The 24,962-nt window shown below is 66.4% G+C and carries 32 protein-coding genes; 15 read left to right on the top strand and 17 right to left on the bottom strand.

Going from position 1 to position 24,962, the window contains the following annotated elements:
- Positions 1–67 precede the first annotated feature (67 nt).
- Complete coding sequence (locus tag ACFV4R_RS10110) at positions 68–991, bottom strand: AEC family transporter (RefSeq protein WP_377202406.1); 924 nt, start codon at positions 989–991, stop codon at positions 68–70.
- A gap of 147 nt (positions 992–1,138) precedes the next feature.
- On the opposite strand from ACFV4R_RS10110, the gene ACFV4R_RS10115 reads away from it, so the two are divergent.
- Entirely contained in the window at positions 1,139–1,648 is a 510-nt protein-coding gene (locus ACFV4R_RS10115) for a GNAT family N-acetyltransferase (protein WP_377202407.1), read from the top strand.
- A gap of 11 nt (positions 1,649–1,659) precedes the next feature.
- Entirely contained in the window at positions 1,660–2,886 is a 1,227-nt protein-coding gene (locus ACFV4R_RS10120; protein ID WP_377202408.1) for a pyridoxal phosphate-dependent aminotransferase, read from the top strand.
- An 11-nt stretch (positions 2,887–2,897) separates the two neighbouring features.
- Here the strand turns inward: ACFV4R_RS10120 and ACFV4R_RS10125 are convergent, their stop codons facing one another.
- Complete coding sequence (locus ACFV4R_RS10125) at positions 2,898–3,302, bottom strand: hypothetical protein (protein WP_377202409.1); 405 nt, start codon at positions 3,300–3,302, stop codon at positions 2,898–2,900.
- A 150-nt stretch (positions 3,303–3,452) separates the two neighbouring features.
- Here ACFV4R_RS10125 and ACFV4R_RS10130 point away from each other — a divergent pair, with 150 nt between their 5' ends.
- Positions 3,453–3,689, top strand: a complete 237-nt coding sequence (locus tag ACFV4R_RS10130) for a hypothetical protein (RefSeq protein WP_015939010.1) — start codon at positions 3,453–3,455, stop codon at positions 3,687–3,689.
- Between the two features lie 88 nt (positions 3,690–3,777).
- Here ACFV4R_RS10130 and ACFV4R_RS10135 read toward each other — a convergent pair whose 3' ends face one another.
- From ACFV4R_RS10135 to ACFV4R_RS10145, 3 genes are all read right to left on the bottom strand, one after another.
- Positions 3,778–4,065, bottom strand: coding sequence for a MoaD/ThiS family protein (locus ACFV4R_RS10135; RefSeq protein WP_377202410.1), 288 nt, complete (start codon positions 4,063–4,065; stop codon positions 3,778–3,780).
- On the bottom strand, positions 4,058–5,164 hold the full coding sequence (locus ACFV4R_RS10140) for an exo-alpha-sialidase (protein WP_377202411.1): 1,107 nt from the start codon (positions 5,162–5,164) through the stop codon (positions 4,058–4,060). Before ACFV4R_RS10140 ends, ACFV4R_RS10135 begins: the two co-directional genes overlap by 8 nt.
- A gap of 72 nt (positions 5,165–5,236) precedes the next feature.
- Positions 5,237–5,437, bottom strand: a complete 201-nt coding sequence (locus ACFV4R_RS10145; protein ID WP_056080394.1) for a hypothetical protein — start codon at positions 5,435–5,437, stop codon at positions 5,237–5,239.
- A gap of 286 nt (positions 5,438–5,723) precedes the next feature.
- Between ACFV4R_RS10145 and ACFV4R_RS10150 the strand changes: the two genes are divergently transcribed.
- The 6 genes from ACFV4R_RS10150 to ACFV4R_RS10175 all read left to right on the top strand — a co-directional run bounded on the left by ACFV4R_RS10150 (position 5,724) and on the right by ACFV4R_RS10175 (position 11,238).
- Positions 5,724–6,467, top strand: coding sequence for a hypothetical protein (locus tag ACFV4R_RS10150; protein WP_377202412.1), 744 nt, complete (start codon positions 5,724–5,726; stop codon positions 6,465–6,467).
- Between the two features lie 107 nt (positions 6,468–6,574).
- Complete coding sequence (locus ACFV4R_RS10155; protein WP_377202413.1) at positions 6,575–7,330, top strand: class F sortase; 756 nt, start codon at positions 6,575–6,577, stop codon at positions 7,328–7,330.
- Between the two features lie 52 nt (positions 7,331–7,382).
- Positions 7,383–7,898, top strand: a complete 516-nt coding sequence (locus tag ACFV4R_RS10160; RefSeq protein ID WP_377202414.1) for a universal stress protein — start codon at positions 7,383–7,385, stop codon at positions 7,896–7,898.
- 310 nt (positions 7,899–8,208) lie between these two features.
- Positions 8,209–8,574 (top strand): metal-sensitive transcriptional regulator, encoded by a 366-nt coding sequence (locus ACFV4R_RS10165; RefSeq protein WP_377202415.1) that lies wholly within the window; start codon positions 8,209–8,211, stop codon positions 8,572–8,574.
- A 74-nt stretch (positions 8,575–8,648) separates the two neighbouring features.
- Complete coding sequence (locus tag ACFV4R_RS10170; protein ID WP_091716853.1) at positions 8,649–8,888, top strand: heavy-metal-associated domain-containing protein; 240 nt, start codon at positions 8,649–8,651, stop codon at positions 8,886–8,888.
- 37 nt (positions 8,889–8,925) lie between these two features.
- Positions 8,926–11,238 carry a heavy metal translocating P-type ATPase gene (locus tag ACFV4R_RS10175; protein WP_377202416.1) on the top strand — a complete coding sequence of 771 codons (2,313 nt, stop codon included), beginning with the start codon at positions 8,926–8,928 and terminating at the stop codon, positions 11,236–11,238.
- A gap of 30 nt (positions 11,239–11,268) precedes the next feature.
- Here the strand turns inward: ACFV4R_RS10175 and ACFV4R_RS10180 are convergent, their stop codons facing one another.
- Positions 11,269–11,541 carry a DUF2277 domain-containing protein gene (locus tag ACFV4R_RS10180; RefSeq protein WP_015939020.1) on the bottom strand — a complete coding sequence of 91 codons (273 nt, stop codon included), beginning with the start codon at positions 11,539–11,541 and terminating at the stop codon, positions 11,269–11,271.
- Positions 11,542–11,765: 224 nt separating this feature from the next.
- On the opposite strand from ACFV4R_RS10180, the gene ACFV4R_RS10185 reads away from it, so the two are divergent.
- Positions 11,766–12,029 (top strand): WXG100 family type VII secretion target, encoded by a 264-nt coding sequence (locus ACFV4R_RS10185; RefSeq protein WP_015939021.1) that lies wholly within the window; start codon positions 11,766–11,768, stop codon positions 12,027–12,029.
- A 172-nt stretch (positions 12,030–12,201) separates the two neighbouring features.
- Here the strand turns inward: ACFV4R_RS10185 and ACFV4R_RS10190 are convergent, their stop codons facing one another.
- The gene (locus ACFV4R_RS10190) at positions 12,202–13,257 is read right to left on the bottom strand and encodes a DMT family transporter (protein WP_377202417.1); all 1,056 of its coding nucleotides are present in this window, start codon (positions 13,255–13,257) and stop codon (positions 12,202–12,204) included.
- Positions 13,258–13,328: 71 nt separating this feature from the next.
- On the opposite strand from ACFV4R_RS10190, the gene ACFV4R_RS10195 reads away from it, so the two are divergent.
- Positions 13,329–13,874, top strand: a complete 546-nt coding sequence (locus ACFV4R_RS10195; RefSeq protein ID WP_377202418.1) for a CGNR zinc finger domain-containing protein — start codon at positions 13,329–13,331, stop codon at positions 13,872–13,874.
- Between the two features lie 72 nt (positions 13,875–13,946).
- On the opposite strand, the gene ACFV4R_RS10200 is transcribed toward ACFV4R_RS10195, so the two are convergent.
- The 3 genes from ACFV4R_RS10200 to ACFV4R_RS10210 all read right to left on the bottom strand — a co-directional run bounded on the left by ACFV4R_RS10200 (position 13,947) and on the right by ACFV4R_RS10210 (position 16,386).
- Positions 13,947–14,315: a hypothetical protein gene (locus ACFV4R_RS10200; RefSeq protein ID WP_091716859.1), complete on the bottom strand. Its 369-nt coding sequence runs from the start codon at positions 14,313–14,315 to the stop codon at positions 13,947–13,949.
- A 101-nt stretch (positions 14,316–14,416) separates the two neighbouring features.
- Positions 14,417–15,007, bottom strand: coding sequence for a hypothetical protein (locus tag ACFV4R_RS10205; protein ID WP_377202419.1), 591 nt, complete (start codon positions 15,005–15,007; stop codon positions 14,417–14,419).
- Positions 15,008–15,033: 26 nt separating this feature from the next.
- Positions 15,034–16,386: an MATE family efflux transporter gene (locus ACFV4R_RS10210; RefSeq protein ID WP_377202420.1), complete on the bottom strand. Its 1,353-nt coding sequence runs from the start codon at positions 16,384–16,386 to the stop codon at positions 15,034–15,036.
- Positions 16,387–16,578: 192 nt separating this feature from the next.
- Here ACFV4R_RS10210 and ACFV4R_RS10215 point away from each other — a divergent pair, with 192 nt between their 5' ends.
- Together ACFV4R_RS10215 and ACFV4R_RS10220 are read left to right on the top strand one after the other, a co-directional pair.
- Positions 16,579–17,013, top strand: a complete 435-nt coding sequence (locus tag ACFV4R_RS10215) for a DoxX family protein (RefSeq protein ID WP_377202421.1) — start codon at positions 16,579–16,581, stop codon at positions 17,011–17,013.
- Between the two features lie 112 nt (positions 17,014–17,125).
- The gene (locus tag ACFV4R_RS10220) at positions 17,126–18,097 is read left to right on the top strand and encodes an acyl-CoA thioesterase (RefSeq protein ID WP_377202422.1); all 972 of its coding nucleotides are present in this window, start codon (positions 17,126–17,128) and stop codon (positions 18,095–18,097) included.
- 28 nt (positions 18,098–18,125) lie between these two features.
- Here ACFV4R_RS10220 and dnaB read toward each other — a convergent pair whose 3' ends face one another.
- Complete coding sequence (dnaB, locus tag ACFV4R_RS10225; RefSeq protein WP_015939029.1) at positions 18,126–19,511, bottom strand: replicative DNA helicase; 1,386 nt, start codon at positions 19,509–19,511, stop codon at positions 18,126–18,128.
- Positions 19,512–20,317: 806 nt separating this feature from the next.
- Here dnaB and ACFV4R_RS10230 point away from each other — a divergent pair.
- The gene (locus ACFV4R_RS10230; RefSeq protein ID WP_377202423.1) at positions 20,318–20,890 is read left to right on the top strand and encodes a hypothetical protein; all 573 of its coding nucleotides are present in this window, start codon (positions 20,318–20,320) and stop codon (positions 20,888–20,890) included.
- Between the two features lie 46 nt (positions 20,891–20,936).
- Here the strand turns inward: ACFV4R_RS10230 and ACFV4R_RS10235 are convergent, their stop codons facing one another.
- Both ACFV4R_RS10235 and ACFV4R_RS10240 read right to left on the bottom strand, forming a co-directional pair.
- Entirely contained in the window at positions 20,937–21,563 is a 627-nt protein-coding gene (locus tag ACFV4R_RS10235; protein WP_377202497.1) for an FMN reductase, read from the bottom strand.
- 137 nt (positions 21,564–21,700) lie between these two features.
- Positions 21,701–22,537: a PhzF family phenazine biosynthesis protein gene (locus ACFV4R_RS10240; protein WP_377202498.1), complete on the bottom strand. Its 837-nt coding sequence runs from the start codon at positions 22,535–22,537 to the stop codon at positions 21,701–21,703.
- Between the two features lie 72 nt (positions 22,538–22,609).
- Between ACFV4R_RS10240 and ACFV4R_RS10245 the strand changes: the two genes are divergently transcribed.
- The gene (locus ACFV4R_RS10245; protein ID WP_377202424.1) at positions 22,610–23,032 is read left to right on the top strand and encodes a DUF1801 domain-containing protein; all 423 of its coding nucleotides are present in this window, start codon (positions 22,610–22,612) and stop codon (positions 23,030–23,032) included.
- 64 nt (positions 23,033–23,096) lie between these two features.
- Here the strand turns inward: ACFV4R_RS10245 and rplI are convergent, their stop codons facing one another.
- The 4 genes from rplI to rpsF form a co-directional block, all read right to left on the bottom strand.
- Positions 23,097–23,549, bottom strand: coding sequence for a 50S ribosomal protein L9 (gene rplI / locus ACFV4R_RS10250; protein ID WP_015939034.1), 453 nt, complete (start codon positions 23,547–23,549; stop codon positions 23,097–23,099).
- Positions 23,550–23,566: 17 nt separating this feature from the next.
- Positions 23,567–23,806, bottom strand: coding sequence for a 30S ribosomal protein S18 (gene rpsR / locus ACFV4R_RS10255; RefSeq protein ID WP_003800144.1), 240 nt, complete (start codon positions 23,804–23,806; stop codon positions 23,567–23,569).
- Between the two features lie 127 nt (positions 23,807–23,933).
- Positions 23,934–24,515 (bottom strand): single-stranded DNA-binding protein, encoded by a 582-nt coding sequence (locus tag ACFV4R_RS10260; protein ID WP_015939035.1) that lies wholly within the window; start codon positions 24,513–24,515, stop codon positions 23,934–23,936.
- Between the two features lie 73 nt (positions 24,516–24,588).
- Entirely contained in the window at positions 24,589–24,894 is a 306-nt protein-coding gene (gene rpsF / locus ACFV4R_RS10265) for a 30S ribosomal protein S6 (protein ID WP_013602900.1), read from the bottom strand.
- Positions 24,895–24,962 lie beyond the last annotated feature (68 nt).

The raw sequence follows: 24,962 nt of genomic DNA on the forward strand, positions 1-24,962 counted from the left end.
GGCAGGTGGCGGGGGCGGTACCCCAGGGACGCCCGGCGCGGCGCGGCCTTCGCCGGATTCAGCGGACTCAGCCGGCCAGGAGCCAGACGATCAGGACCAGGACCGGGGCGGCCGCCGCCGTCGAAATGAGGATAGTCTCCCGCGCCACCGCCATGCCCCGGCCGTATCTGCTGGCGAAGAGGAACACATTCTGGGCCGGCGGGAGTGCGGCCATGAGCACCACGCCCAGGAGCATGTGCGGTTCCAGGTTGAAAAGGAAGCGGCCGACGACGTAGGCCACCGCCGGCATCACCGCGGACTTCAGCGCGGTGGCGGTGAGGATTTCGGCCGTGTGCCCGCCGCTTCGGAGCATCCGCGTGCCGCGGAGGGACATCCCGAAGGCCAGCAGCACCACCGGCACCGCCGCACCGCCCAGCAGCGTCAAAGGTGCCATGACCGGTTCGGGCAACTTCACGTGGAAGGCGGCCAGGACGGCTCCGAGCAGGGTGGCAATGATCATCGGGTTCCGGAAGGGTTGCGTCAGCATCAGCCGCGGGGAGAAGCGGCCCGCAGCGGAGAGGTCCAGGACGGTCAGGACCAGGGGCGCCAGCAGGAGCAGCTGGACCAGCAGCACCGGGGCCACCGGCGTGGCGTCGCCCAGGGCGTACAGGGTGATGGGGATGCCGATGTTGTTGGCGTTGACGTAGGAACTGGCCATGGCGCCCACGGCCGTGTCAGCCATAGGGCGGCGGAACCAAATGCGGCTGGCGGCAACGTACAGCAGCGCGGTGATGGTGGCCGTGAGCAAGGCCAGCGGGACGTAGGCGGAGAACACCACCGAGATGTCAGATTCCAGCACCACGGTAAAGAGGAGCACCGGATTGGTGATGAAGAAAGCGATCTTCGTCAGCGCCGAGACCGTGTGTTCGTCACCCAGTCCGCACCGCGCGGCCAGATAGCCCACGGCAATCACCGCACCGATCACGGCCAGCCCCACCAGCACGCCGCCCATAGGGATACTTCCTTTCCCGTCCCGCGTTCCTGCACGGCGCAGTCCCAGCGGTATTACAAGTACCAAACTTATCGGTCAAGTATGTCCCGCCGTGTATCGCAAGCCACGTCCTCGACACAGACCGGCCCGGAAGGGTAGACGTTAAGGATGGCTACGGTGCGTCCAGCGGAAGAGGGGGACCTGCCCGGCATCCTCGACACCGACCGGCAAAGCGGCCGGAATCCTTCAACATTGGCGTCACTGGCCGCTGCCCTGTCAGACCCAAACCGGCTCGTCGTGGTCGCGGAATCCGGGGGCGAGGTGGTGGGCTGGGGCAAAACCCACTACTGGGACTATCCGGACGGCCCCGCACCCGCCGGCCACTACCTTGGCGGCGTGACCGTCCGGCCGCCGCAGCGCCGGCACGGCGTGGGGGCCGCCCTCACGGCGGCCCGGCTCCACTGGATCTGGGACCGCACCCCGGACGCCTGGTACGTGGTCAACGCCGGAAACACCGCATCGATCGGCCTGCACAGCGCGTGGGGCTTCGTCGAAGTGGCCCGCGCCGCGCGGTTTCACACCACCACGTTCGACGGCGGCACGGGACTTCTCCTGCGCGCGCACCGGCCCGGGCGGGGACTCGCCCGCGAACCGGACTCCCGTCGTCGTGCTTTGTGAAAAAATCAACCATGCGCGCCATGCAACACTCCAGCAAACTCCAGAACGTCCGGTATGAACTCCGCGGACCCATCCTCCAGGCAGCCAAGAACATGGAGGCCGAGGGGCACCGGATCCTGAAGATGAACCTCGGCGACACTGCGCCGTTCGGCCTGGAGACTCCCGAGTCCGTGGTGGTGGACATGATCCACCACCTGCGGGGCGCCCAGGGGTACAGCGATTCGAAGGGAATCTTCTCCGCCCGGACAGCGATCTCGCAGTACTACCAGACCCGCGGCCTCATGAACATTGGCGTGGAGGACATCTTCATCGGCAACGGCGTCAGCGAGCTGATTTCCATGTGCCTGCAGGCGTTCATGGAGAACGGCGACGAGATCCTGGTGCCCGCACCGGACTACCCGCTTTGGACCGCAGCCGTGACGCTGACCGGCGGCACACCGGTTCACTACCTTTGCGACGAGGACGATAACTGGTGGCCCAACATGGCCGACGTCGAAGCCAGGATCACCAGCCGCACCAAGGGCATCGTGATCATCAACCCGAACAACCCCACCGGCGCCGTCTACCCGCGCCGCATCCTGGAGCAGTTCGCCGACCTTGCCCGCAAGCACAACCTGGTCCTGTTCTCCGACGAGATCTACGAGAAGGTCCTCTACGGGGATGCCGTGCACATCCACACCGCAGCCGTGGCCGAGGACGTGTGCTGCCTGACCTTCAGCGGGCTCTCCAAGGCCTACCGGATGCCCGGCTACCGGGCCGGCTGGGTGGCGGTCACCGGACCCCTCGCAGCAACCGCCGCCTACCGGGAAGGCCTGGAACTGCTCGCGTCCCTGCGGCTGTGCCCCAACGTCCCCGCCCAGCACGCCATCCAGACCTGCCTGGGCGGATACCAAAGCATCGAAGCCCTGGTGCGGCCGGGCGGCCGGCTCCGCGAACAGCGCGATCTCGCCTACAAGCTGCTGACCGCCATCCCGGGCATCACCTGCGTCCCCGCGGCGGGGGCCATGTACCTGTTCCCGCGCCTGGACCCGGAGCTCTACCCCATCGCCAGCGACGAGCAGTTCGTCATCGACCTGCTCAAGGACCAGAAAATCCTGGTGTCCCACGGCACGGCCTTCAACTGGCCCACGCCGGACCACTTCCGGTTCGTGATCCTCCCGTCCGTCCTGGACATCGAGGAAGCGGTCCGCCGGATTTCGACGTTCCTGGCCACCTACCGCAACCGCGAAGCGGCCTAAAACGCCCGGGGTCAGGGACGGCCTTTGGCCCCTGCGGCCTTAATCAGCCGCTCAGCCTCAGCCACGATCAGTCCCTGGACCGGCGGCGGGACGGCCGCCCCTTGCCGGCCGCTGCCTTCTTCCTCCCGGATTCCCACGGCCAGGGCGCTCATCAGGTCGGCATCCTCCGCCGTTGCCAGGTCGCTGCCGATGAGCTGGACCAGCACCTTCAGTCCCGCGAGCCTGCGCTGCGGGTCACGGCCGTCCAAGGCAGCATCAATGGCCCACTGTGCCCGTTTCCACCATTGGTCCCGCCGGTCCGCGCGGTCCCGTTGCCGGTATGCCAGGTAGGCAACGAGGACGACGCCGAACGTCGCCAGGGGCGCCAGGGACGCCGCCCCGAGCACCACGGCCCAGATCCCCTGCAGAATCTCCATGGCACCACCATAGGCGCGGCCCGGACATTTACAGGTCCGGCGCCAAGAACTAACCGGCAGCTAACCGCGGGGAAACGGGCACGCAACATTCGCAGCCCACACTGGTGAATGCAGGCAAGAGCCGGCACCAGCTCCAGCCAGGAGGCCCGGATGTTGAAGAAGGCGACCACGCATGTAACCAGAGTCCGCACCCTGGACCAGCTCCACCGCGGCGACGAAATCGAAGCCCGGCTGTCCGTGGGGCCCTCCTACGACGATGTGGTGATCCGCCGCGGCAGCGTCCAGGAAACAGCGCCAGGAATCGGCGTCGTCTGGATCATGGACCGGATCACGGGCCTCCGCAAAGCCATCAATACAGACGAATGCACGGTCTGGCGCGTGGCCTGACCCGTTTCTTGACGCACGACGGCGGCACACCAGTGGCGCGGCCTCGGGCGCAGTCAGTAAGGACTGCCCGAAGCCACGGCGCTAACCGTCAGCCGCCGGCCACCGACTGGATCACCAGCACCTCCTGGCCCGGAGACACCTCGGTATCCAGCCCCCGCAAGCGCCGTACCTCGTCACCGTCCACGTAGACGTTCACGAAGCGGCGCAGCGCACCTGTTTCATCCCGGAGCCGCCGGGCGAGCACAGCGAACCCGGCAGTGACCGAATCGAGGAGCTGCCCCACTGTCACCGGCCCGTCGGCGGGCGCAGTCAGTACGGACTGCCCGCCGGCCAGGGGCTGGAGGACGCTGGGCAGCACCACCGTAATGTCAGGCACCGGCCACCACAGCCGCCCGGACACACAGGACGTCGGGGAGGTGCGCGATCACCTCTGAGAACGTCTCCCCCTCGTCGGCGCTGGCGTACACCGTCCCGCCGCGGGTGCCGAAGTACACCCCTGCCGGTTCTGCGGTATCCACCGACGCGGCGTCCCGCAGCACACTGTTGTACTCCTTGCCTGGCAGGCCGGTGCTGAGCCGCTTCCACGAGCTTCCGGCGTCGTCCGTCCGGTGCACTGCAAGGTCCCCGTCCGGAGGGATGCGTTCGCCGTCGGCTTTCAGCGGAACCACCCAGGCCGTTCCTTCCCGGCGGGGGTGCGTGAGCATGACGAACCCGAAGTCCGCGGGCAGGCCGTCGGCGATCGACGTCCAGGTGTCCGCATTGTCGTCCGTGCGGTACACACCGTGATGGTTCTGCGCGTACAGGCGGCCTTCCACAGCGGAATCAGCCGCGATCTTGTGGACACACTGGCCGAACTCGGGGTTGGGGTCCGGCATGAAGTACGCCGAAATACCCTTGTTGCGGGGCTCCCAGGAGGTGCCGCCGTCGAGCGATCGGTAAACGCCGCCGGTGCTCATGGCGACGTGGACCGTGTCCCCGGCGGGATCCACCACGATGGAGTGTGCTGCCGCGCCACCGTAGCCGGCGCCCCAGTCGCTGCGGTGCGGATGGTCCCAGAGGCCGCGGTTCAATTCGAAGTGTTCACCGCCGTCGGTGGATTTCCACACGGAGATGGGTTCCGCCCCCGCCCACACCACGCCCGGCCGGGACTCGGCGTCCGGGTAGATCTGCCAGACCCGTTCCACGGCGGCTCCGGTGTCCTCGGGGAACCTGATGGCCCCCTGTTCGGGTTCGGACCAGGTTGCGCCCAGGTCGTCCGAGTGGGCCACGGTGGGTCCCCAGTGTTCGCTGCGGACTCCCACCATGATCCGGGTGCGGCCGCCCCTGGTATCGATCCCGACGCTGGGAATCTCCGCCATCAGGAAGTGGGGGCCGGTGAAGGACCATTCGCGCCTGTCCTGGCTGGTGGCCAGCCACAGGCCTTTCTTGGTCCCGATCGCTAAGACAAAGTTCTCTGCGGTTGCCATGCCCACCATGCAACCACCGCCGTGTGCAGGCCGCAACGGTTTGGGCGCACGGGAAAAAGAGGGCCCGCCCCGCCGGCGGCCCTAATCGACGAACTCGGACTGCGTTTCGATGAAGTCCCAGTCGGCGGCCGTCAGCACGGCAGCAGGGTTGTCCGGGTGCGGTCCGCCGGCTTCGGCGATGCCCTGAAGCACCGGCAAGGGCAGTTCACCGGTCCGAAGGTTCTCGCGGAGCCACTCCTTGCTGTCCAGGTCCAGGTCCAGCCACCACATGAAGATTTCCATGCCAGATCCACCTGCCTTTCTACGAAATCAACGTTAGGCGCGGGCGAATTCCGGGACAAGGCTCCGCGCTCCCCCACAGGTAGTTGCGGGCACAGATCGGGTACCGGCAAGTAACCTGGCGGCCGGCAGGTCCGGAAAAGACGAGTACACCCTACTGAGGACCTGCCCCGGGCGCCGCCCTAGCCTGAAAACTCAAGCAAGCTGACCGTGCCGCTGGGGCATACGGGCGCCACCGCTGGCCTTCCCCACCATGGTCCGTTTCACGCCAAAAATTGGGGAGAGAACAATGAAACGCACCATTGGAACACTCGGCGCCGTGGGCCTGGCGGCACTCGTCGTCGCTGCCCCTGCAGTGGCCGACCGCGGCTGGAGCGACGACGACAAGGTCATCATCTGCCATGCAGGCTCGGGCTCCAACGCCAATCACTACACGGTGAACTGGGTTGCGGTCCCATCCCTGAACGGGCATGGCAAGCACGGCAAGGACATCATTCCGCCCAACGACGGCTTGAAGAACGGGCAGAACTGGGACGCTGCCGGGCAGGCGATCTACAACAACGGCTGTGCGGCGCCTCCTGTCGACAACCCGCCGGTGGACAACCCGCCCGTCGACAATCCTCCGGTGGATAATCCTCCAGTCGACAACCCCCCGGTCGACAATCCTCCGGTGGATAATCCCCCGGTCGACAACCCACCCGTCGTCAATCCACCCGTGAACAACCCGCCGGCCGTCGTCCCGCCGGCAGTGACGCCGGTTGTCCCGCCCGCCGCAGCGCCGGCAGTGGCGCCTCCGGCAGCGGTGACTCCGGTGGTGCCCGCCCAGCCCGCAGCCACCCAGGTGCAGCAGGCAACGGGAGCGGTGGCCGCTGCGCCCGTCAGCAGGGGAACCAACCAGGGCTACAACGCCCAGACCGCCGTCGGCGGCAACCCGGCCTCACCGGCCTGGCTGGGCGGCATCGGCGCAATGGTTGCCGCCGGGGCTGCCGTGGCCATCCGCCGCCGGTCGGCTTCCTCCCCGATGGCCCGCTGACGCCGTCGTCAACGCCGCAGCGCTGCGGCCCCTGACAAGGAAGGCGTTCCGCCAGTGCCCGGCGGGACGCCTTCCTTCCATCACCAGCGATCCACCGGAGGAGTGCCATGGCCGAGGAGAACAGCCGCCGCGCCGCGCGGCCAGGGCGGCGGTGGCGTCGCCTGAACCGCACTGACCTGGCGATCCTCCTGTGCGGCATCACAGCAGCCATGGGCATCACGTTCGGCGCCCCGCTCCTGGAGCAGGGCCCGCCTCCCGCCGTCGTCAACGCCGTGGCGGCCGCACCGGCAACCGCCGAACCCGTCCCTTCCGCCACTCCCGCGCCCGTAGCGGCTGCCGCGTCCACCAGTACGACGCCGGCACTTGGCTTGCCTGCCACAGGGATACCGGTGCGGGCGGCACCGCAGCCTGCACTTCCGGAAGCGGCGGCACCGGTCCGCATCAGCTACGCATCCGCCGATCTCGACGTCCCGGTCCACCCGCTGGAACCTGATTCAGCCGCGGCTGCCAACCGGACCATCGTTCCGCCGGAAACCAAGGACGCCTACTGGCTCACCCCCTACGGAACACCCGGCAACAACTCCGCCAACACCACGTACGTCGTCGGCCACAGCTGGGACGGTGCGGACGCCCCCTTCAACCACCTGAGTTCAGCCGCCCACGTGGGCGACACGTTCACGGTGGAGACCGGCACGGGAGCAATCCCCTACCGGGTGGACAGCGTGACCACTTACGTGAAGGCCAGCCTCAAGGACAGTCCCATCTGGGACATCGTCCCCAACAGGCTGGTCCTCATCAGCTGCTACACGCAGGATCCGTGGGGGAAGAACGTGGTGGTGACCGCCTCCCCCGCAGTCCCCTGACAAGGGCCGGCGGGATCTGTTCACCTGCCGCATCCCGGGCGGACAATGGGCTATGACATCGGAACGGTTCAGCGGCACCGCCCCGCTGCTGGTGGGCATCATGCCTAAGCAGCATCCGGAAGTCCTCCTCACAGCTGCCAACCTGGCCGCCCGGCTGGGCCAGCCATTGGTCTGCGCCTATGTGGACGAGGCCAGCTACCTGGTGGAATGGGACCCTGCACGCTCCGCCCACCGGCTGTCCCTCCATCCGGACGCCGATGACGAGGACATCCGCGCCCTGACCACCGGGCTGAAGGCGGACATTATGGCAGCTGTGCAAAAGGTCCCTGCCGGCATTGGAACGGTGGCGTGGACGCTGCGGACGCTCGCCGGGGATCCCGCGCGGGCGCTGGCCCGGCTGGCCGCCGAAACCAACGCACCCATGATCGTGGTGGGCACCTCGGAGCGGGGATTCTCGCACCGGCTTTCGGAGGCGCTCAACGGTTCGGTGGGCGCCTGGCTCAGCCACCACCAGAGCCTGCCGGTTCTGGTGGTTCCTTACAGGATGCCGGCGCACCAGGACAGCTGATGTACTGGCAGGCACGCGCCGGAGGAAGGTGTAAGGGGTCTGAAGGGCCTCGATGTGAGCGTCAAACAAGGCCCGATAAAATAAAGCGAAAGTAGTTATTCCGGGTGGTGGCGGAGTTCCCTACCAGACAGTAAGCTGAATCAAGCAGGCCGGTTCCGCGGAGAGTGGATGCCGGGCTTGCCCAAGAGCTGCTCCGGAGTGCGTATCCCCCAATAACGCACTCCGGAGCTTTTTTGTGCCCAAAGCGGAAGTTTCAGATACCCCCTGGGGGTACTTGTGCCGATACCCCAACGGGGTATATGTTGAAGCCATGGACGCCACTGAGCAAGCAGAAGCCGCGCCACCCTCGGAATTAGCGCAGGAGCAGGTGCAGCACGCACCGGAGCACGGATACACAGCCAACAAGGACGCCTACCTGCGCCGCCTCAAACGCATTGAAGGCCAGGTCCGGGGCATTGCGCGGATGGTGGACGAGGACAAGTACTGCATCGACATCCTCACCCAGGTTTCCGCCGTCACCAAGGCCCTGCACGCCGTCAGCCTGGGGTTGGTGGAAGAGCACATCGGCCACTGCGTGGTGGGCGCCGCTGCTGAGCCGGACCCGGAAGCACGCGCCGAGGCCATCGATGCCAAGGTCAAGGAAGCTGCTGAAGCCATCGGCCGCCTGCTCCGCTGAGAGCCAGTCAAAATTTTCCACGCCAGACCCACCACCCATCCCGGCCACCCGCCGGGCGCTACGAAGGAGCAGCCATGAGCACCACCTCCCCCACCACCACGAAGGTCAGCGTCTCCGGTATGACCTGCGGCCACTGCATTTCCGCCGTCAGTGAGGAGCTCGAAGCCCTCAGCGGCGTCGAAGCCGTGGACGTGGACCTCAACGCCGGCGGCATTTCCACCGTCACCATCACCTCCACGGGCAAACTGTCACCCTCCGAAATCGGTGAAGCCGTGGCCGAGGCCGGCTACCTGGTCGTCGCCAACGAAGCGTAGGGATCCCCGCGCACCGCACCAACCCTGAGAGGACGGCATGACCCACCAGGAACTGCTGCAACCGTCCGGTATCCGCGTGGTGGAACTGGACATCGAGGGCATGACCTGCGCTTCCTGCGTCAACCGGGTGGAGAAGAAGCTCGGCAAACTGGAGGGCGTGGCGGCCTCGGTCAACCTCCCCCTGGAATCAGCCCACGTCACGGCACCAGAGGGAATCACCGACGAACAGCTGGTGGCCACGGTCAACGCCGCCGGCTACACCGCCACGGTGCGCACCCCGCCGGCCCCCGCGGATACCGCCGGACCGGAAGCGGGTGGCGCTGACCATCACATGGCGCACGGCGGCACGGCCGCGCAGCTGCGTCCACGCCTGATCCTGGCAGCCATTCTCACAGTTCCCGTGTTCCTGGTATCCATGGTTCCGGTGTTCCAGTTTCCACATTGGGGCTGGGCGGCAGGAGCCCTCGCGCTGCCGGTAGTCACGTGGGCGGCCTGGCCGTTTCACCGCGCCGCGGCCGTCAATGCCCGGCACTTGGCCTCCACCATGGACACACTGGTCTCCATCGGCGTCACGGCAGCCTACCTGTTCTCGGCCTGGCAGCTGGCAACGGATCCGCGGATGACCCAGCACCCGGGCATGGAGGGCATGGACGCGGGCGGCCTCTACTTTGAAGTGGCAGCAGTGGTTACCACTTTCCTGCTCCTGGGCCGCTACCTGGAGGCCAATGCCAAGCAAAAGGCCGGGGATGCCCTCAAGGCCCTCCTCAACCTGGGCGCCAAAGACGCCGCAGTCCTTCGCGAAGGGGTGGAATACCGGGTTCCGGCGGACCGGCTCCAGGTGGGGGATGTCCTGGTGGTCCGCCCGGGCGAGAAAATCGCCACCGACGGCGTGGTCCTCGACGGGACCTCAGCGGTGGACGCCTCACTGGTGACCGGCGAGTCCGTGCCAGTGGAGGTGGGCCCCGACAGCAAGGTCACCGGCGCCACCATCAACACCTCGGGCAGGCTGCTGGTCCGGGCAACCCGCGTGGGCGCCGAAACCACCCTTGCGCAGATGGCCCGCCTGGTTTCGCAGGCGCAGACCGGCAAGGCCCCCATTGCCCGCCTGGCGGACCGCATCAGCGCCGTTTTCGTCCCGGTGGTGCTGGCCATTGCAGCGGCAACGTTCCTGCTGTGGCTTCTGGCAGCCGGTCCGGACGCCGGCGGCGCCGGGTTGCGCCAGGCATTCACCGCCGCAGTCGCGGTGCTGGTGATTGCGTGCCCGTGCGCCCTTGGCCTCGCCACACCGGTGGGGCTGCTGACGGGCAGCGGGCGCGGGGCCCAGCTGGGCATCCTCATCAAGGGGCCGCAGGTCCTTGAAGATACCCGCACGGTGGACACCATCCTGCTGGACAAGACGGGCACCGTGACCACCGGTGTACTGGCGGTGGGCTCCACCACCGCGTTCAGCCCCTTCGATGGGCAGAAGGTGCTGCGGCTTGCTGGGTCGGTGGAGGCGGCATCGGAACACCCCGTGGCACGCGCCATTGCGGCGGCGGCCCAAGGGACCGCTCCGGCCCACCCCGGCCAAGCCGCGCACGACGACGGCCGCCTGCCCGGCGTCGAGGGCTTCCGTTCCGCACCGGGCGGCGGCGTCACCGGAACCGTGGAGGGGCGGGTGGTCCTGGCCGGACGGTCCGGCTGGCTCCGCGACAACGGCATCGAGCCCTCCCCGGGGCAACTGGAGGCACTGGCGGAAGCAGAAGCGGCGGGTGCCACCGCCGTCTGGGTGGCGGTGGATGGCGTCCCCGCAGGAATCATCAGCCTTCGGGACACGGTCAAGGAAGGCTCTGCCGCTGCGGTGGCACGCCTGAAGGAACTCGGCCTGCGCCCCATCCTGCTGACCGGAGACAACGCCGCCGTGGCCGCCCAGGTGGCTGCCGCCGTCGGGATTCCCCCTGCCGATGTCTTCGCGGGAGTGCTGCCGGAAGGCAAGGTGGAGGCCGTGCGCAGGCTGCAGGCAGCGGGCGCAACAGTGGCCATGGCCGGTGACGGCGTGAACGACGCCGCCGCCCTCGCGCAGGCGGACCTGGGGATCGCGATGGGGTCCGGAACGGATGTGGCCATCGAGGCTGCGGACCTCACGGTGATGGGCAACGACCTTGCCCAGGTGGCGCAGGCCATCGAGCTGTCCCGCAGGACCCTGGCCACCATCAAGACGAACCTGTTCTGGGCGTTCTTCTACAACGCCGTCGGGATCCCTGTGGCCGCGCTCGGACTGCTCAACCCCATGATCGCGGGCGCAGCCATGGCCGCCAGTTCGGTGCTGGTGGTGGCCAACTCGCTGCGGCTCCGGAGCTTCGGAAAGTAGCGGCTTCTTTACAGCCGACGCAGCCCGGGCTCAGGCTGCGCCGTAGCGGACGGCGGCGCGCGCCCGGGCCTTGGCGGCTTCCTCGTCGCGGTCCTTCGGCGGCGCCTGCGTCACCAGCGCGTCCAGGAGGTGCTGGGTGATGTGGGCGATCTCGTGGACCGCGTCATCGAAAGCGTCCTGGTTGGCCTTGGACGGTTTGGTGCTTCCGCTGATCTTGCGCACGTACTGCAGCGCGGCGGCGTGCACCTCCTCCGAGGTGGCGTGCGGTTCGAAGTTGTGAAGGGTTCGGATGTTCCGGCACATAGGCCCATGCTAGGCTCTGGAGCGCCTAAGATCGACCCTTCGAGGCTTGCTTTACCGGCAGGCTGAGGAGGTCCGTCCATGGGGAGGACAGCATGGGCAGGGGTGCCCATCGACACTCCTTTGAGGGCCGGGATAGGTTTTAGGCAATGGATCTTCCGGATGAGCCGGGGGGCCGCTGGGGATGCCGACCTGGTTCGGATCCACTTACCAACAAGGAGATACTGATGGCTATTTGGGGTGCAGACGTTCAGCAGCTTCGTCAGCTGGGCAGCAAGCTTCAGGCAGGTGCGTCCGAGATTGAGACGCAGAAGTCCACTCTCACCAAGGTTTTGAGCAGCACCAACTGGGAAGGCCCCGACGCTGAGAAGTTCCGCAACGAATGGTCGGGCCAGCACACCACCATGCTGACCAAGGTTGCTGAAGCACTGAAGGAAGCCGGCGACAAGGCCAAGCGCAACGCCGAAGAGCAGGACCAGGCTTCCCGCTAAGCACTGGCTGCGCAGGTCCTGTCACCAGGAACCTGTTAGTAAACGGCGAGGGCCCGGGCACCGCAAGGTGTCCGGGCCCTCCCCCGTTTAACCACGGTTCGGGTGCCGGCGGACCTGCCCAACTCCGCTACCCCGGACGGCCATGCGCGGGTGACAGCGCACGCCGGGGCACTCAGGGTACGGGTTCGACGTCGTTCGCGTGCTCGAGCGGTGAGGCCGCCTTCGCCGCTGGCTCGTTGGACGAGGGCTGGCCGGCTGAGGGTTGCGGGGCCGGAGCCCGGAGTTCGTCGAGCCGGACCAGGAGGACGCCGCCCACGATGAGGACACCGCCCACAAGCTGGATGGCACCGGGCAGCTCGCCGAGCAGCAGCCACGCCCAGATCACGGCGAACAGCACCTCCGTGAGTGAGACAAACGAGGCCACCTTGGAGCCCAATGCGCGGGCCGCCATGATTCCGGAGACGTAGGCCAGCACTGTTGCCAGGACCACCAATCCAGCCAGCGAAACCCACCACGGGGTCACCCAGGGGCCGAGTGTGGTGTCCGCCGTGTTGAACGCCATCGGCAACAGTCCGGTGGCGCCGGCCAGCCACATAACGGCGGCGCCCACCATCAGGCCGCCGGATGCCAGCACCAAGGGCGGCAGGGTGTCATTTTCCTTGGCCGTAATGAAGAAATACATGGCCAGGCAGACCGCTGCGGCCATACCCCAGAGGACCCCCACCGGGTCCACCTTCACGGCACCGGTGAGGTCCAGGACCAGCACCAGGCCAGCCAGCGACAGCAGGGTTCCCCCGAAAGTGAGCGCGCGCGGACGCTTGCGGCTGGCTGCCCAGATCCAGAGGACGATGATCACCGGGGCAAGGTACTCGAGCAGCAGCGCGACCCCGACGGAAAGCCGCTCCACCGCGTTGAAATAGAACAACTGGCACGCGGCCACGCCGATCAGGCCAAAAAGCACAATAGTGAGCCAGTTGTCCCGCAGCTGGTGCCAGCGGCCCTTCAGGGCGATGACCGCCGGGATGGCCAGGATGAGCGCGGCGCCGGTGAGGCGTGCCGTGACGGCGGCGCCCGGGGACCATCCCGTTTCCAGGAGCGCCTTGCCGAACGATCCCGACGTGCCGAAGACGGCGGACGAGAACAGGGCGACGCCCAGGCCGGAGGCCAGGAAACTGCGGCGGGGTGCCACCGGGCTTGGCGTGGCGGGATGGTTCTTTGCGGCAGGCACCGTCGCCTCCTGTCAGGAGTAAAGTGGGGTATTGGTCATGACAGTACGCTTCGGCGCTGTAAGGAGTCAAGATGGTATTTGCCCCTGACACTGAGGTTGCGCTGCGCAGCGTGGTCAACCTCATCAATTCCGGCGCCAACGGGCGCGAGAGCCTGGGATCCCAGCAGGATCTAGACGGATTCCTGGCGGCGGAGCAGTTCTCAGGTTCCAGGGCCAGGGACGAGGCAGAGCTGGCCAGCGTCCGGCGGCTGCGCGGGGAACTGGCCGGGGCGTGGGTAGCCGGGGAAGACGGTGCCGTAGAGACAATCAACCGCCTGCTCCGCGACGCCAACGCCCTCCCCCAATTGGTCAGGCACGATGGCTGGGACTGGCACCTGCACGCCACCACGCCCGAGGCCCCGCTTGCGGACCGGATCAGCACGGAGGCCGCAATGGCGCTGGCGGATGTGGTGCGCAGCAAGGAGATGGACAGGCTTCGCGTCTGCGAGGCCGAGGACTGCGACGCGGCGGTGCTGGACCTCAGCCGAAACCGCTCTAAGCGCTACTGCGATACGGGCAACTGCGCCAACCGGGCGCATGTGGCGGCCTACCGGGCACGGCAGGCGGCGGCGGGCTAGTGGCGCGCCAGCTCTCGACGTCCGGCGAGTTGGCTTCATAAGCCTGGCGCGGACGGCGGGACCGGCGGTTGGTCAGCGGCCCGCGGAACCTTCAGTGCCGCCGTCGGGGTCCTGCTGCTCAGGCGAGCCCGGGGCTTTGGTCCCCCCGAAGCCGTGGGACGTGTTCTTTGCCGAGCTGAGGTTTACGCCGGATCCCTTGCCCAAGTGCTCGGCATTGTCCTTGTGGCTCATGGACAGCATGGCGGCGATCACCAGGGTGACGATGAAGGCGATCCCGGCACCCGTGAAGGCAAGGTCGAAACGCGGAGCGCGGGCGCTGCCGCCGGAAGCGAAAATCACCACGGCGAAGAAGGCCACGACGGCCCAGAACGCGGAGAACATCAGCGGGCCCTTCACAGAGGTCCGCAGCTTGCGCGGTTTTCCCTGGTGCTGGTCTGCCACGGTAAGTCCTCCCTGCGGGCGGCATGGATGGCCTGCCCGGTGTACGTTGTGGGTGGCCCCGGCGAAATTTCTACAACGAGTAGAACCGGGACCTTCCTAGTTTACGGCTTCGTGGCCGTACTGCGGGAATCGTGCCTGAGCGTCAGCCCGGACAGCGCCCACAGCACACCGAGAATGATGGCCCCGCCGCCGGCCACGCCCAGCAGCGCGTGCGCACCGAGGCTGACGAAGAACGGCAGGATCACCGCGGTTCCGAGGCTGATGAGGCCCGAGGTGATCCAGTCGCGGGCCAGGACGTGCCGGCCGCGGTTCCGGATGCCGCAGGCCAGCTCCAGGGCTCCGGCGACGCCGAGGCCCAGCGCCGCGATGACACCGAACAGGAGGTCGCTGTGCAGCAGGAGCACCGCGAACCCCGCGCCCGCCAGCACGGATCCGGCAGCCGAGAGCAGCTTGCCTGACGCAGAGTCGCGCCCGAAGCCGGTGGCCGGGATACCCCAGAGGGTGATGGCGCCGATGGCCAGGAGGTACAGGCCGCCTGCCCAGCCCATGGCTTCCACGGAGGGCGTTGCCCAAAAGATCGTTACGGCTCCGAAGACCAGCGAGGCGGCGGAGCGCAGCAGGACCGGCTTCCACAGGTCGGTGCGGGGGGCGGTTCCCTGGGCGGCGCCTGCGGGTGTCAAGGGTTGTGTCACCGGTCCAGTTTAGTTGCGTGTCCCGGTTAGGCCGAACCCAGCACCATCCACCGGTCGCTCCGGGCGCGCAGGCCCAGGGTGAGCGCCCGGGCAGCCATATATCCGATGGAGAATGCCGCCCAAAGCCAACCAAGCCCCGCAACCCCTGAAACTCCGGAGAATGCGACAGCTGCCAACATCGGGGCATACGCCGCAACATTCATCAGGCCGGCCAGGGCAAGGTAGCGGGCATCCCCCGCGCCGATCAGCACTCCGTCCAGCACAAACACGTAGCCCGCAATCGGCTGGCCCGCGGCCAGGATCCACAGGGCAACCGCCAGGGCCGCCTGCACATCCCGGTCCGGGGTAAAGAGGGCGCCCGCCCACGGCGCCACGGCCGCGAGGAGCAGCCCCGTGACAACGCCAAAGCCGATGCCCCAGCGGATCATGGTGGTGGTGAGCGCCCGGGCCCGGGCGGCGTTGGAACCGCCGAGCTCCTTGCCGATCAGCGCCTGCGCGGCGATGGCCAGGGCGTCCAGGGCGAAGGCCAGGAAGGAAAAGATGGTCATGGCGAGCTGGTGTGCCGCCAGGTTGGTGGCACCCTGCCCGGTGACCACCAGGACCGTCACCAGGATGGCGGCCCGCAGGCTGAGGGTGCGCAGCATGAGCCAGGACCCCACCCTGGTCATGCTGCGGATGCCGCGCCAGCTGGGCAACAGGGACACGCCATGCCGGAGAGCGTTGCGCCGCACCATCAGCACATAGACGGCCGCCATGCCCCACTGCGCCACGCTGGTGCCTATGGCGGAGCCGGTGACGGACCAGTTGAGCCCGTAGACCAACCAGAGGTTCAGGACGATGTTCAGCCCGAAGCCGGCAGTGGCCACCACCAGCGGGGTGCGGGTGTCCTGGAGTCCGCGGAGTACCCCGGTCCCGGCAAAGACCAGCAGCATCGCCACGAGTCCCGGCATGGACCAACGGAGGTAGTCGACGGCGAAGGCGCGCACCTCGCCTTGGGCGCCCATGAGCCCGATCAGCGGGTCTGCGGCCACAAAGCCGGCTGCCGCCAGGACGACGCCCAGCAGCATGGCCAGCCACACGCCGTCGCGCCCTGCCGCCAGCGCTTTCCCAAGCTGGCCGTCGCCGATGGCCCGGGCCACGGCAGGGGTGGTGGAGTAGGCGAGGAAAACCATCAGCCCCACCACAGTGTGCAGCACGGCTGAAGCCAGACCCACGCCCGCCAGTTGGGCCACTCCCAGGTGCCCCACGATGGCGGAGTCCGCCAGCAGGAACAGGGGTTCGGCCACGAGGGCACCGAACGCGGGAACGGCGAGCCGGAGAATCTCACGGGCATTGCCGCGGCGTGACGCTACAGGCGCGGAGGTGGAGGGTTGGGACACCGTGCCAGCTTAACGTCGACGGCGCGGGAAGCCCGGAGAGTGTGACGTCACGGTCATGACATATCCCACAGTATCCCGCAATTGGTTGACTCTTCAACCAATACTGCGGAACACTGGAAGGGTTCAACGCTGCGATCCGGCCCCTGCTTGCATGTGTCCAGCTCCGACCGATATCCGAAACGGTGAAACCCCATGAACCAGTCCCGCCTGACCACCACCGCCATCACGGCCCTCCGCATTGTCCTGGGCTTCCTCTTCGCAGCCCACGGCTGGCAGAAGTTCAACGAGTGGACAATTGCCGGCACCCAGGCGTCCTTCGCCAAGATGGGCGTGCCTGCCGCCGACGTAATGGCCCCGGCAGTTGCCGTCCTTGAACTCGCCGGCGGAATCGCCCTGATCCTGGGCATCCTGACCCGCGTGGTGGCCGCCCTCCTGGCCCTCAACATGCTGGGCGCCCTTTTCCTGGTGCACGCTCCCGCCGGGGTCTTCGCTGCCAACGGCGGCTACGAGCTGGTTCTGCTCCTGGCAGCTGCCGCGTTTGCACTGGCCCTTACCGGCGCCGGCCGCGTCTCCGTGGACCGCGCCCTCTTCGGCCGCAGGAACTCCAAGCTGGCAGTCCTGGCCTAAAGACGAAACGCCCGACGGCGGCTGCGCACCACGGTGCGTGGCCGCCGTCGTGGTTTAACCGGCGCCGGAGCCGAACCGGCCGGTAACCGGCAGCGTCAGTATGATCGGCAGCATGACTGAGACCGGTGCGCCCAACTCCGTGACCCTCCGCTTCCTGGCGGCACCTACCGACGTTGGCCACAGCGGCTCCGTGGATGCCGGGACGGTGTTGGAGTGGGTGGACAAGGCCGCCTATGCCGCCGCCGTAGGGTGGGCGAAGTCCTACTGCGTCACGGCATACGTGGGCAACATCCACTTCGCGGATCCCGTGAACAGCGGCGACATGGTGGAGGTGGAGGCCACCATCGTCTACACCGGCCGGTCTTCGATGCACATCCGCACCGTCGTCTCCTCCAGCGACCCCAAGGGCGGCCCCGCCACCATGCGCAGCCAGTGCATGGTGATTTTTGTGGCGGTGGGCGAGGACGGCAAGCCCATCCCGGTCAAGCAGTTTGAGCCGGTCAGCGCCGCGGAGATCGAACAGCGCGACCACGCCCTGGCCCGCATCAAGGTCCGGGAACAGATCGTCGAAGCTATGAACCATCAGGAATATACCGACGCCGGAACGGCCGAGCGGGTGACGTTGCGTTTCATGGCTGCGCCCACCGATGTGAACTGGGGCGGCAAGGTACACGGCGGAATCGTCATGAAGTGGATCGATGAGGCCGCCTATGTCTGCGCGTCACGCTACTGCGGCAAGGACACGGTGGCCGTGTTTTCCGGCGGTGTCCGCTTCTACCGGCCCCTCTTGATCGGGCACGTGGTGGAGGTGGAGGCCCGCCTCGTCTACACCGGCACGAAGGGGATGCACATCGCAGTACACGTCCGCTCCGGCGATCCCAAGGGCCGTGAATTGAACCTCACCACGTATTGCCTCACGGTCATGGTGGCACGCGACGGCGCAGGCAACTCAGTGCCCATCCCGGCCTGGGTGCCGGTGAGCGACGAAGACAAGCGGCTTCACGCCCACGCGCGGGAGCTGCTGGAGATCAGGGGCACGGCGCCGGGGAACCGGCTGCCGAACCACCTTCTGGCAAAGGACTGACCCCGGGCCGGCCGCTCCGGCGCCCGGCCTAGAAGCCTCCGCCGCCGCCGGCGTCACCGGCCATGTTCGCGAAACGGGAGTAGTGGCCCTGGAACGCCACCACGATGTCCTTGGTGGGGCCGTTACGGTGCTTGGCGATCAGGATGTCGGCCTCACCGGCGCGCGGGGATTCCTTGTCGTAGACGTCCTCACGGTGCAGCAGGATGACCATGTCGGCATCCTGCTCGATGGAGCCGGATTCACGCAGGTCCGAGACCATGGGGCGTTTGTCCTGCCGCTGCTCGGAGCCACGGTTCAGCTGGGACAGGGCGATGACCGGAACCTGGAGTTCCTTGGCCAGCAGCTTCAGGGCACGGGAGAACTCGGAGACTTCCTGCTGACGCGACTCCACCTTCTTGCCGGAGCTCATGAGCTGCAGGTAGTCGAGGATGACGAGCTTGAGGTCATGCTGCTGCTTCAGGCGGCGGCACTTGGCCCGGATCTCCATGAGGGACATGTTGGGGCTGTCATCGATGAACAGCGGAGCGTCGTTCATGCGGCCCATGGTGGTGGCGATCTTGGACCACTGTTCGTCCTTGATGGTGCCCTTGCGGAGATCCTGCAGCCCGATGGTGGCCTCGGCCGAGAGGAGGCGCATGGCAATCTCGTTCCGGCCCATTTCCAGGGAGAACATGACGGTAGCCAGGTTGTTCTTGATGGCCGCCGAGCGGGCGAAGTCCAGCGCGAAGGTGGACTTGCCCACCGCAGGACGGGCTGCGATGACGATCATCTGGCCCGGGTGCAGGCCGTGGGTAAGTTCGTCGAGCTCATAGAAGCCGGTGGGCACACCCACCATGCCTTCGCCGCGGTGGCCGGAGGCCTCGATCTCGTCCACGGTGGATTCCATGACGTCCTTGAGGACCACGTAATCCTCAGCCGTCCGGCGCTCGGCAACGGCGTAGACCTCGGCCTGGGCCTGGTTGACCAGGTCCTCTACTTCGCCGTCAGAGCCATAGCCCAGCTGGACGATCTTGGTCCCGGCGTTGACGAGACGGCGCAACACCGCACGCTCGGCAACGATTTCGGCGTAGTAGCCGGCGTTGGCTGCCGTGGGAACAGTCTGGATCAGCTCGTGCAGGTAGGCCGGGCCACCGATCCTGTTGATTTCGGCCCGCTTGGTCAGCTCGTCGGAGACGGTGACGGCGTCCGCGGGCTCACCGCGGCCGTAAAGATCGATGATCGCTTCGTAAATGGTTTCGTGGGCGGGGCGGTAGAAGTCCTGGCCGCGGAGGATCTCCACAACGTCCGCGATGGCATCCTTGGACAGCATCATGCCGCCCAGGACGGACTGCTCAGCCGGGATGTCCTGCGGAGGCTTTCGGCTCGCGTCTGATCCGCGGGTAGTTTCGACCTCGTCCAGATGCGCGATTGACAAAGCTGCCGTCCTCCATAGTTACCGGGTGCGCCCGGTGGTTGCCGTCCTGCAAAGGCTTCGCCGGAAATCCGGGCTCCGCCACCTGTCCAATGTCTACCGGCAGGGTCCGACACTGCGGCTGACCTGGCCTCCGACGCGACTTGTGCACAGGAGTTATCCCCAAATCCACAGGTTTTCCACAGAGACCCCTCCCCAGGGGTTTACCGCAGCTGTCCGGCCTGCCTCCGATGCAGGTCCGCGGGCCGCAATTGATCCCCGGAACAGGTACCCCGCCACGCTAGCGGCCCCCGGCCCCACCGCAAAGTCCACTGCCGGGGCCGCCTGTGGATAACCTGTGCACTAACCGGCATAGCTTGTGCACAGCCTGTGTGGAAAGTTGTGGAAAAGAAAAAAGTTTGGGCCACTTAACGGCTCTGACCTGCGAAAACTCTTCACACGGCATGTGGAGCAAATATTTCTTCTGTGGAATTTCATCCACAGCGGCGTGTCGGAACATGCCGCTCCTGCGCGTGTTGCCGGCATCCGTGACACACCTCATCCGGGTCGCCTGGACGGATTTCATATTCCCCCGAAAGACTGCCCGGCAGGCCGGTGGGCCGAGCATGCAGCGCGGTGAATATTGCTGTGGATAACCCGGATCTGCCCTAAGCTCGTAGGTATGGGCGAACTACTCCTGGTTCTGTTGCCTGCGATTGTCCCGGTGGTGATTATGTGGGGTCTTGTGACGTCCGCCGGCCCCGGGCCCTTTCCGCAGCGACCCCGTCCATATCCGCAGCAGCAGGTAGATAGAGAACGGCTTTAGAACCATGGAATCGCTAGTCATCCCCGCCCTCATCCTCGTGGCTGTGGCAGTTGCCGTCGTGCTGGCTTCCCGCGCCCTGGGCAAGAGGAAGGCTGCGCATGACGCCGCTCCCCAGCAGGCCGCCCCCGGCGCCGCAGAGCTTGCCCGGACCGCAGCCGCCAAGCTTTCCGAAGCGGAACACCGGCGGATATATGCACTGATCGCGCAAGGGCAGGCGATGGCCGCCATCAAGCTGTACTACGAGGCGACCGGAGACGGCCTGCGTGCCTCCCGCGACGCCGTCGGGGCCCTGGCCTCCCACCCGCAGCCCTACCGCAGCCCGGCAGCCCCCGGAAGCGCTCCGGAGGACGACGAAGACGACGAGCCGCAGCGCTTCCCGTACCGATACCGGGCCATAGCGAGCAAGGGCGACGTGACCCGCGAAGTCAGCAGCAACATGCTCAATGATGAGATTTACGGCAGGATCCGCACGCTGGCCCGCAACGGGGATGCAGAGGCAGCCGCTGCAGCCCTGACGCGCCACTCAGACATTTCCATGAAGCAGGCGCGGGAGTTCATCGAACTCCTCGAAAACTAAGCGCCGGCCAGCCCGCAGGCCAACCGGTTCAGAGCCGATCGGTTGCTCAGTTGGTTCCGGAAATTCCCGCGAGCAGATGCTCGAACGGAAGGGATTCCATGGGCGCCAGCTTGCCGCCCGGCTGCAGTCCTTCCAGGAGCTGCGAAAACTCGCCGGATGCCCGGTCCACCCTGCTGGCCAGGGAGGTGCCGGCGTCGCTCGAGGCGCCCCAGTCCTGCGGCCCGGCGAACACGGCCGTGGCTGCAATCCGGGTGCGGAGGTAGCTGAACAGTGGGCGCATGGCGTAATCCAGAACCATCTGGTGCCGGTCCGTTCCGCCGGTGGCACCCAGCAGGACCGCCTTGCCATCCAGGGACTTGGGGTCCAGCACGTCGAAGAACGACTTGAAAAGCCCGCTGTACGAGGCGCTGAACACCGGGGACACCGCGATGATGCCGTCTGAAGCTTCAACCGCGGCGATCACGTCGGCCAGGTGCGGGGCTGCGTAGCCGGTGACAAAGTTGTTGGCGATGTCCACCGCCAGGTCCCGCAGCTCGACGGTTTCCACTTCCACGCTGTATCCGGCCGCCTCCAGTTGCCGCTTGGCCGACGCCGCCAACTGGTCGGCAAGCAGACGGCTCGACGACGGGACGCCGAGTCCGGCGGAAAGGACGGTGATGCGGCGGGTTTCCATGGCGTTCTCCTGTTGCTGGTTCACTGATCGTACATGCATTTGCATCTACTTGTTGAACAGGCGTCGCTTCTGGAGTATTCCCTGCGCAGGATCCCTCAGCAGGGCTGCGGTTAGAAGCCATCCCCCAAAGAAGGAACCTACAGCGTGACAGTCCCGCGGATGCAGGTGGCGGAGTGGCCGCCCACCCAGATGTTCGCCCCCTCGGCGGAGATGTGGACGCGGCCTGCACGGCCCAGCACGGTGCCCTGCGCAGCCACGTACTGCTCCGGCGCCCGCCCGGTTCCGATCAGCCATTGCGCAGCACCTGCGTTGAAGCTGCCCGTTACGGGATCCTCCACCATGGCATCGCCCGGGATGAAGGTACGGACCTCAAAGTCGGCGTCCCCACCCGGCTGGTGCGGACCTATAACCCCGATCTTCAGGCTCCCCATGGCAGCCAGGTCCGGCTCGAGGGCCAGGACCTGCTCAGCGGATCCCAGCAAAACACCAATCCACTCGGGACCATTGACCAGCCAGGACGCATCAAGGATGTGGGGCCCGGGCAGCCGAAGAGCGGCGGCCAGTTGCCGGCGGACAGAGCTGTCCACGGGTTCGAAGCGGGTGAGCGGCGGCGCGGCGAAGGCGAGCCGCCCGCCGTCGCGCTTTATCCGCACGAGCCCGGCCCCGCACTCCTGCACCAGCCGGTCGGCCGACTTCGGCACGCCGCCGGCCTCAAGCCAGGTGTGCGCCGAACCCAGCGTCGGGTGGCCGGCGAAAGGGAACTCCTCTGTGCCGGTGAAGATGCGTACCCGGTAGTCCGCCTCAGGGTGTGTGGGCGGCAGCAGGAACGTGGTTTCGGAGAGATTCGTCCAGTTGGCGAAGTGCTGCATCTGCTCCGGGGACAGGTCTTCGGCGTCAACCACCACGGCCAGCGGGTTGCCGCGGTACGGTTCGGCGGAAAAGACGTCAGCCTGGTGGAACGGACGGATTCGCATGTTCTGGTTGGTCACCGGTGCAGGCTATCACCGGTGTGGCCGCACCCCGGCGGCGTCTGCCAGACTACGTCCATGGCAGAGAACAAGACCGCCCCTACCGGGGCTGACGTCAGCGAATTCCTGGCAAGGGTGGAGCACCCGGTCCGCAGGGCCGATGGTTTCGAGCTGATGGAGCTGATGCGGGACATCACCGGCCAGGAGGCGGTGATGTGGGGACCCACAATCGTGGGCTTCGGCAGCTACCACTACAGGTATGCCACCGGCCGGGAAGGCGACGCAGCCGCCGTCGGGTTTTCCCCGCGGAAGGCCAATCTTGCCCTGTACGGACTGACGTACGGACCCGATGCCGGGCCGCACCTTGATGCCCTCGGCAAGCACAAGACCGGCGCCGCCTGCCTGTACATCAACAGGCTGGCAGATGTTGACCGCCAGGTACTGGAGGCAATGATCAGGAGCGGCTACCAGCATGTGATGGCCGAACTCCACCGGCCCTGACCGCAGATGCAAAAGACCCCCACCGCCGTTATCCGGCAGCGGGGGTCTTCGGTGCAGTCAGAAATTACTTTCCGGCTACTACGTCGAGTTCGATCACAGCGGCAACATCCTCGTGGAGACGGACGTTGGCCTGGTAGGAACCAACCGACTTGATGTGGACCGGCAGTTCAACCTTGCGCTTGTCGATGCTGCCCAGGCCTGCGGCCTCAACAGCGTTGGCGACGTCGGCCTGCTTGACGGTGCCGAACAGGCGTCCGGTTTCGCCGGCCTTGACGACCAGCTGGACAGGCTTGGACTGCAGTGCAGCGGCCTGCTTCTGAGCATCTTCCAGGGAAGCGTGCTCGCGGGCGGCGCGGGCAGCCTTGATGGACTCAACCTGCTTCTCGCCACCCTTCGTCCAGGTCAGGGCGAAGTTGCGGGGCAGCAGGAAGTTACGTGCGTAACCGTCCTTGACCTCGACAACATCGCCAGCAGCACCGAGACCGGTGACTTCGTGGGTCAGAATGAGCTTTGCCATGTTAGTAAATCCCTTCCTTAACCGCGGCCAGCGCCGGAGTAAGGCAGCAGGGCAACTTCGCGGGCGTTCTTGATTGCCTGTGCGATCTTGCGCTGTTCCTGGACCGTGACGCCGGTGACGCGACGGGCGCGGATCTTTCCGCGGTCGGAGATGAACTTGCGCAGCAATGCTACGTCCTTGTAGTCGATGACAGTGATGTCAGCGGCCTTCAAGGGGTTGGACTTTGGTTTGGGCTTACGGAGTTCAGCCTTAGCCATCGTGGAGCTCCTATTCTAGGGAGCCCGTGGATATTGATCCACGGGATGGTGGTGGTCCGACGGCGATACCCGCCACCATGCCGACAGGCACAGTGATGCGGTCCCGACGCCGGGCCGAGATGATTTTTTAGAAGGGCGGTTCGGAGTCGGGGCCGTTGCCCCAGCCACCTGCATTGGAGACGCCGGGCGTTGCCCAGGGATCGTCCTGTGCAGCCTGCTGGTTGCCGCCGCCGCCACCCCAGTTACCGCCGGAGTTGCCGCCCTGGTTTCCACCAGAGTTGCCGCCGCCGAAGCCACCGCCGCTGTTGCCTCCGCCGAAGCCGCCGCCACCCTGACCGCCGGAGCGCTGGGTACGGTTGACCTTGGCGTTTGCGTAGCGCAGGCTGGGGCCGATTTCATCGACCTCAAGCTCGATAACGGTGCGCTTTTCGCCTTCTTTTGTTTCGTAGGAACGGCTCTTCAGGCGGCCGGTAACGATGACGCGCATGCCCTTTGTCAGGGACTCCGCTACGTTCTCGGCCGCTTCACGCCACACCGCAGCGCGGAGGAACAGGGTTTCCCCGTCCTTCCACTCATTGGACTGGCGGTCAAAGGTACGCGGGGTGGAAGCGATGGTGAAGTTCGCTACTGCCGAACCTGACGGTGTGAACCGCAATTCCGGGTCATTGGTGAGATTACCGATGACCGTAATGGTGGTCTCGCCTGCCATCTACTGCCTCCTTGTTCGATCCTGGGTGAAGATTCGAGTCCTGCGGGGTGAAGAATGAAGGGTGGTACCGAAATTACTCGGCAACAACCTTCTGCTCTTCGGGGCGGGTGATCTTGGTGCGCATGATGGTCTCGTTAAGAGACAGCTGGCGGTCAAGTTCCTTGGCGGTTTCCGGCTTGGCGGTGAAGTTCACCACGGCGTAGATACCTTCGGACTTCTTCTTGATTTCGTAAGCCAGACGACGACGGCCCCAGATGTCAACCTTTTCGATGGTTCCACCATCGTTGGTGATGACGTTCAGGAACTTCTGAAGCGACGGCTCAACGGTACGCTCTTCGACCTCGGGGTCGATGATTACCATCAATTCGTAAGGACGCATATGTGAACCCACCTCCTTTGGGCTAAGCGGTTACGGCATTTCCGTAACAGGAGGTTCATTTGCGATTC

The sequence above is a fragment of the Pseudarthrobacter sp. NPDC059871 genome (assembly GCF_042731175.1).
GTDB lineage: Bacteria > Actinomycetota > Actinomycetes > Actinomycetales > Micrococcaceae > Arthrobacter.

Excerpts from the sequence above, each read along its gene's own strand:
- ACFV4R_RS10110 (WP_377202406.1), bottom strand. The coding sequence starts at position 991 with ATGGGCGGCGTGCTGGTGGGGCTGGCCGTGATCGGTGCGGTGATTGCC.
- ACFV4R_RS10115 (WP_377202407.1), top strand. The coding sequence starts at position 1,139 with ATGGCTACGGTGCGTCCAGCGGAAGAGGGGGACCTGCCCGGCATCCTC.
- ACFV4R_RS10120 (WP_377202408.1), top strand. The coding sequence starts at position 1,660 with ATGCGCGCCATGCAACACTCCAGCAAACTCCAGAACGTCCGGTATGAA.
- ACFV4R_RS10125 (WP_377202409.1), bottom strand. The coding sequence starts at position 3,302 with ATGGAGATTCTGCAGGGGATCTGGGCCGTGGTGCTCGGGGCGGCGTCC.
- ACFV4R_RS10130 (WP_015939010.1), top strand. The coding sequence starts at position 3,453 with ATGTTGAAGAAGGCGACCACGCATGTAACCAGAGTCCGCACCCTGGAC.
- ACFV4R_RS10140 (WP_377202411.1), bottom strand. The coding sequence starts at position 5,164 with ATGGTGGGCATGGCAACCGCAGAGAACTTTGTCTTAGCGATCGGGACC.
- ACFV4R_RS10145 (WP_056080394.1), bottom strand. The coding sequence starts at position 5,437 with ATGGAAATCTTCATGTGGTGGCTGGACCTGGACCTGGACAGCAAGGAG.
- ACFV4R_RS10150 (WP_377202412.1), top strand. The coding sequence starts at position 5,724 with ATGAAACGCACCATTGGAACACTCGGCGCCGTGGGCCTGGCGGCACTC.
- ACFV4R_RS10155 (WP_377202413.1), top strand. The coding sequence starts at position 6,575 with ATGGCCGAGGAGAACAGCCGCCGCGCCGCGCGGCCAGGGCGGCGGTGG.
- ACFV4R_RS10160 (WP_377202414.1), top strand. The coding sequence starts at position 7,383 with ATGACATCGGAACGGTTCAGCGGCACCGCCCCGCTGCTGGTGGGCATC.
- ACFV4R_RS10165 (WP_377202415.1), top strand. The coding sequence starts at position 8,209 with ATGGACGCCACTGAGCAAGCAGAAGCCGCGCCACCCTCGGAATTAGCG.
- ACFV4R_RS10170 (WP_091716853.1), top strand. The coding sequence starts at position 8,649 with ATGAGCACCACCTCCCCCACCACCACGAAGGTCAGCGTCTCCGGTATG.
- ACFV4R_RS10175 (WP_377202416.1), top strand. The coding sequence starts at position 8,926 with ATGACCCACCAGGAACTGCTGCAACCGTCCGGTATCCGCGTGGTGGAA.
- ACFV4R_RS10180 (WP_015939020.1), bottom strand. The coding sequence starts at position 11,541 with ATGTGCCGGAACATCCGAACCCTTCACAACTTCGAACCGCACGCCACC.
- ACFV4R_RS10185 (WP_015939021.1), top strand. The coding sequence starts at position 11,766 with ATGGCTATTTGGGGTGCAGACGTTCAGCAGCTTCGTCAGCTGGGCAGC.
- ACFV4R_RS10195 (WP_377202418.1), top strand. The coding sequence starts at position 13,329 with ATGGTATTTGCCCCTGACACTGAGGTTGCGCTGCGCAGCGTGGTCAAC.
- ACFV4R_RS10215 (WP_377202421.1), top strand. The coding sequence starts at position 16,579 with ATGAACCAGTCCCGCCTGACCACCACCGCCATCACGGCCCTCCGCATT.
- ACFV4R_RS10220 (WP_377202422.1), top strand. The coding sequence starts at position 17,126 with ATGACTGAGACCGGTGCGCCCAACTCCGTGACCCTCCGCTTCCTGGCG.
- ACFV4R_RS10230 (WP_377202423.1), top strand. The coding sequence starts at position 20,318 with ATGGAATCGCTAGTCATCCCCGCCCTCATCCTCGTGGCTGTGGCAGTT.
- ACFV4R_RS10235 (WP_377202497.1), bottom strand. The coding sequence starts at position 21,563 with ATGGAAACCCGCCGCATCACCGTCCTTTCCGCCGGACTCGGCGTCCCG.
- ACFV4R_RS10240 (WP_377202498.1), bottom strand. The coding sequence starts at position 22,537 with ATGCGAATCCGTCCGTTCCACCAGGCTGACGTCTTTTCCGCCGAACCG.
- ACFV4R_RS10245 (WP_377202424.1), top strand. The coding sequence starts at position 22,610 with ATGGCAGAGAACAAGACCGCCCCTACCGGGGCTGACGTCAGCGAATTC.
- rplI (WP_015939034.1), bottom strand. The coding sequence starts at position 23,549 with ATGGCAAAGCTCATTCTGACCCACGAAGTCACCGGTCTCGGTGCTGCT.
- rpsR (WP_003800144.1), bottom strand. The coding sequence starts at position 23,806 with ATGGCTAAGGCTGAACTCCGTAAGCCCAAACCAAAGTCCAACCCCTTG.
- ACFV4R_RS10260 (WP_015939035.1), bottom strand. The coding sequence starts at position 24,515 with ATGGCAGGCGAGACCACCATTACGGTCATCGGTAATCTCACCAATGAC.
- rpsF (WP_013602900.1), bottom strand. The coding sequence starts at position 24,894 with ATGCGTCCTTACGAATTGATGGTAATCATCGACCCCGAGGTCGAAGAG.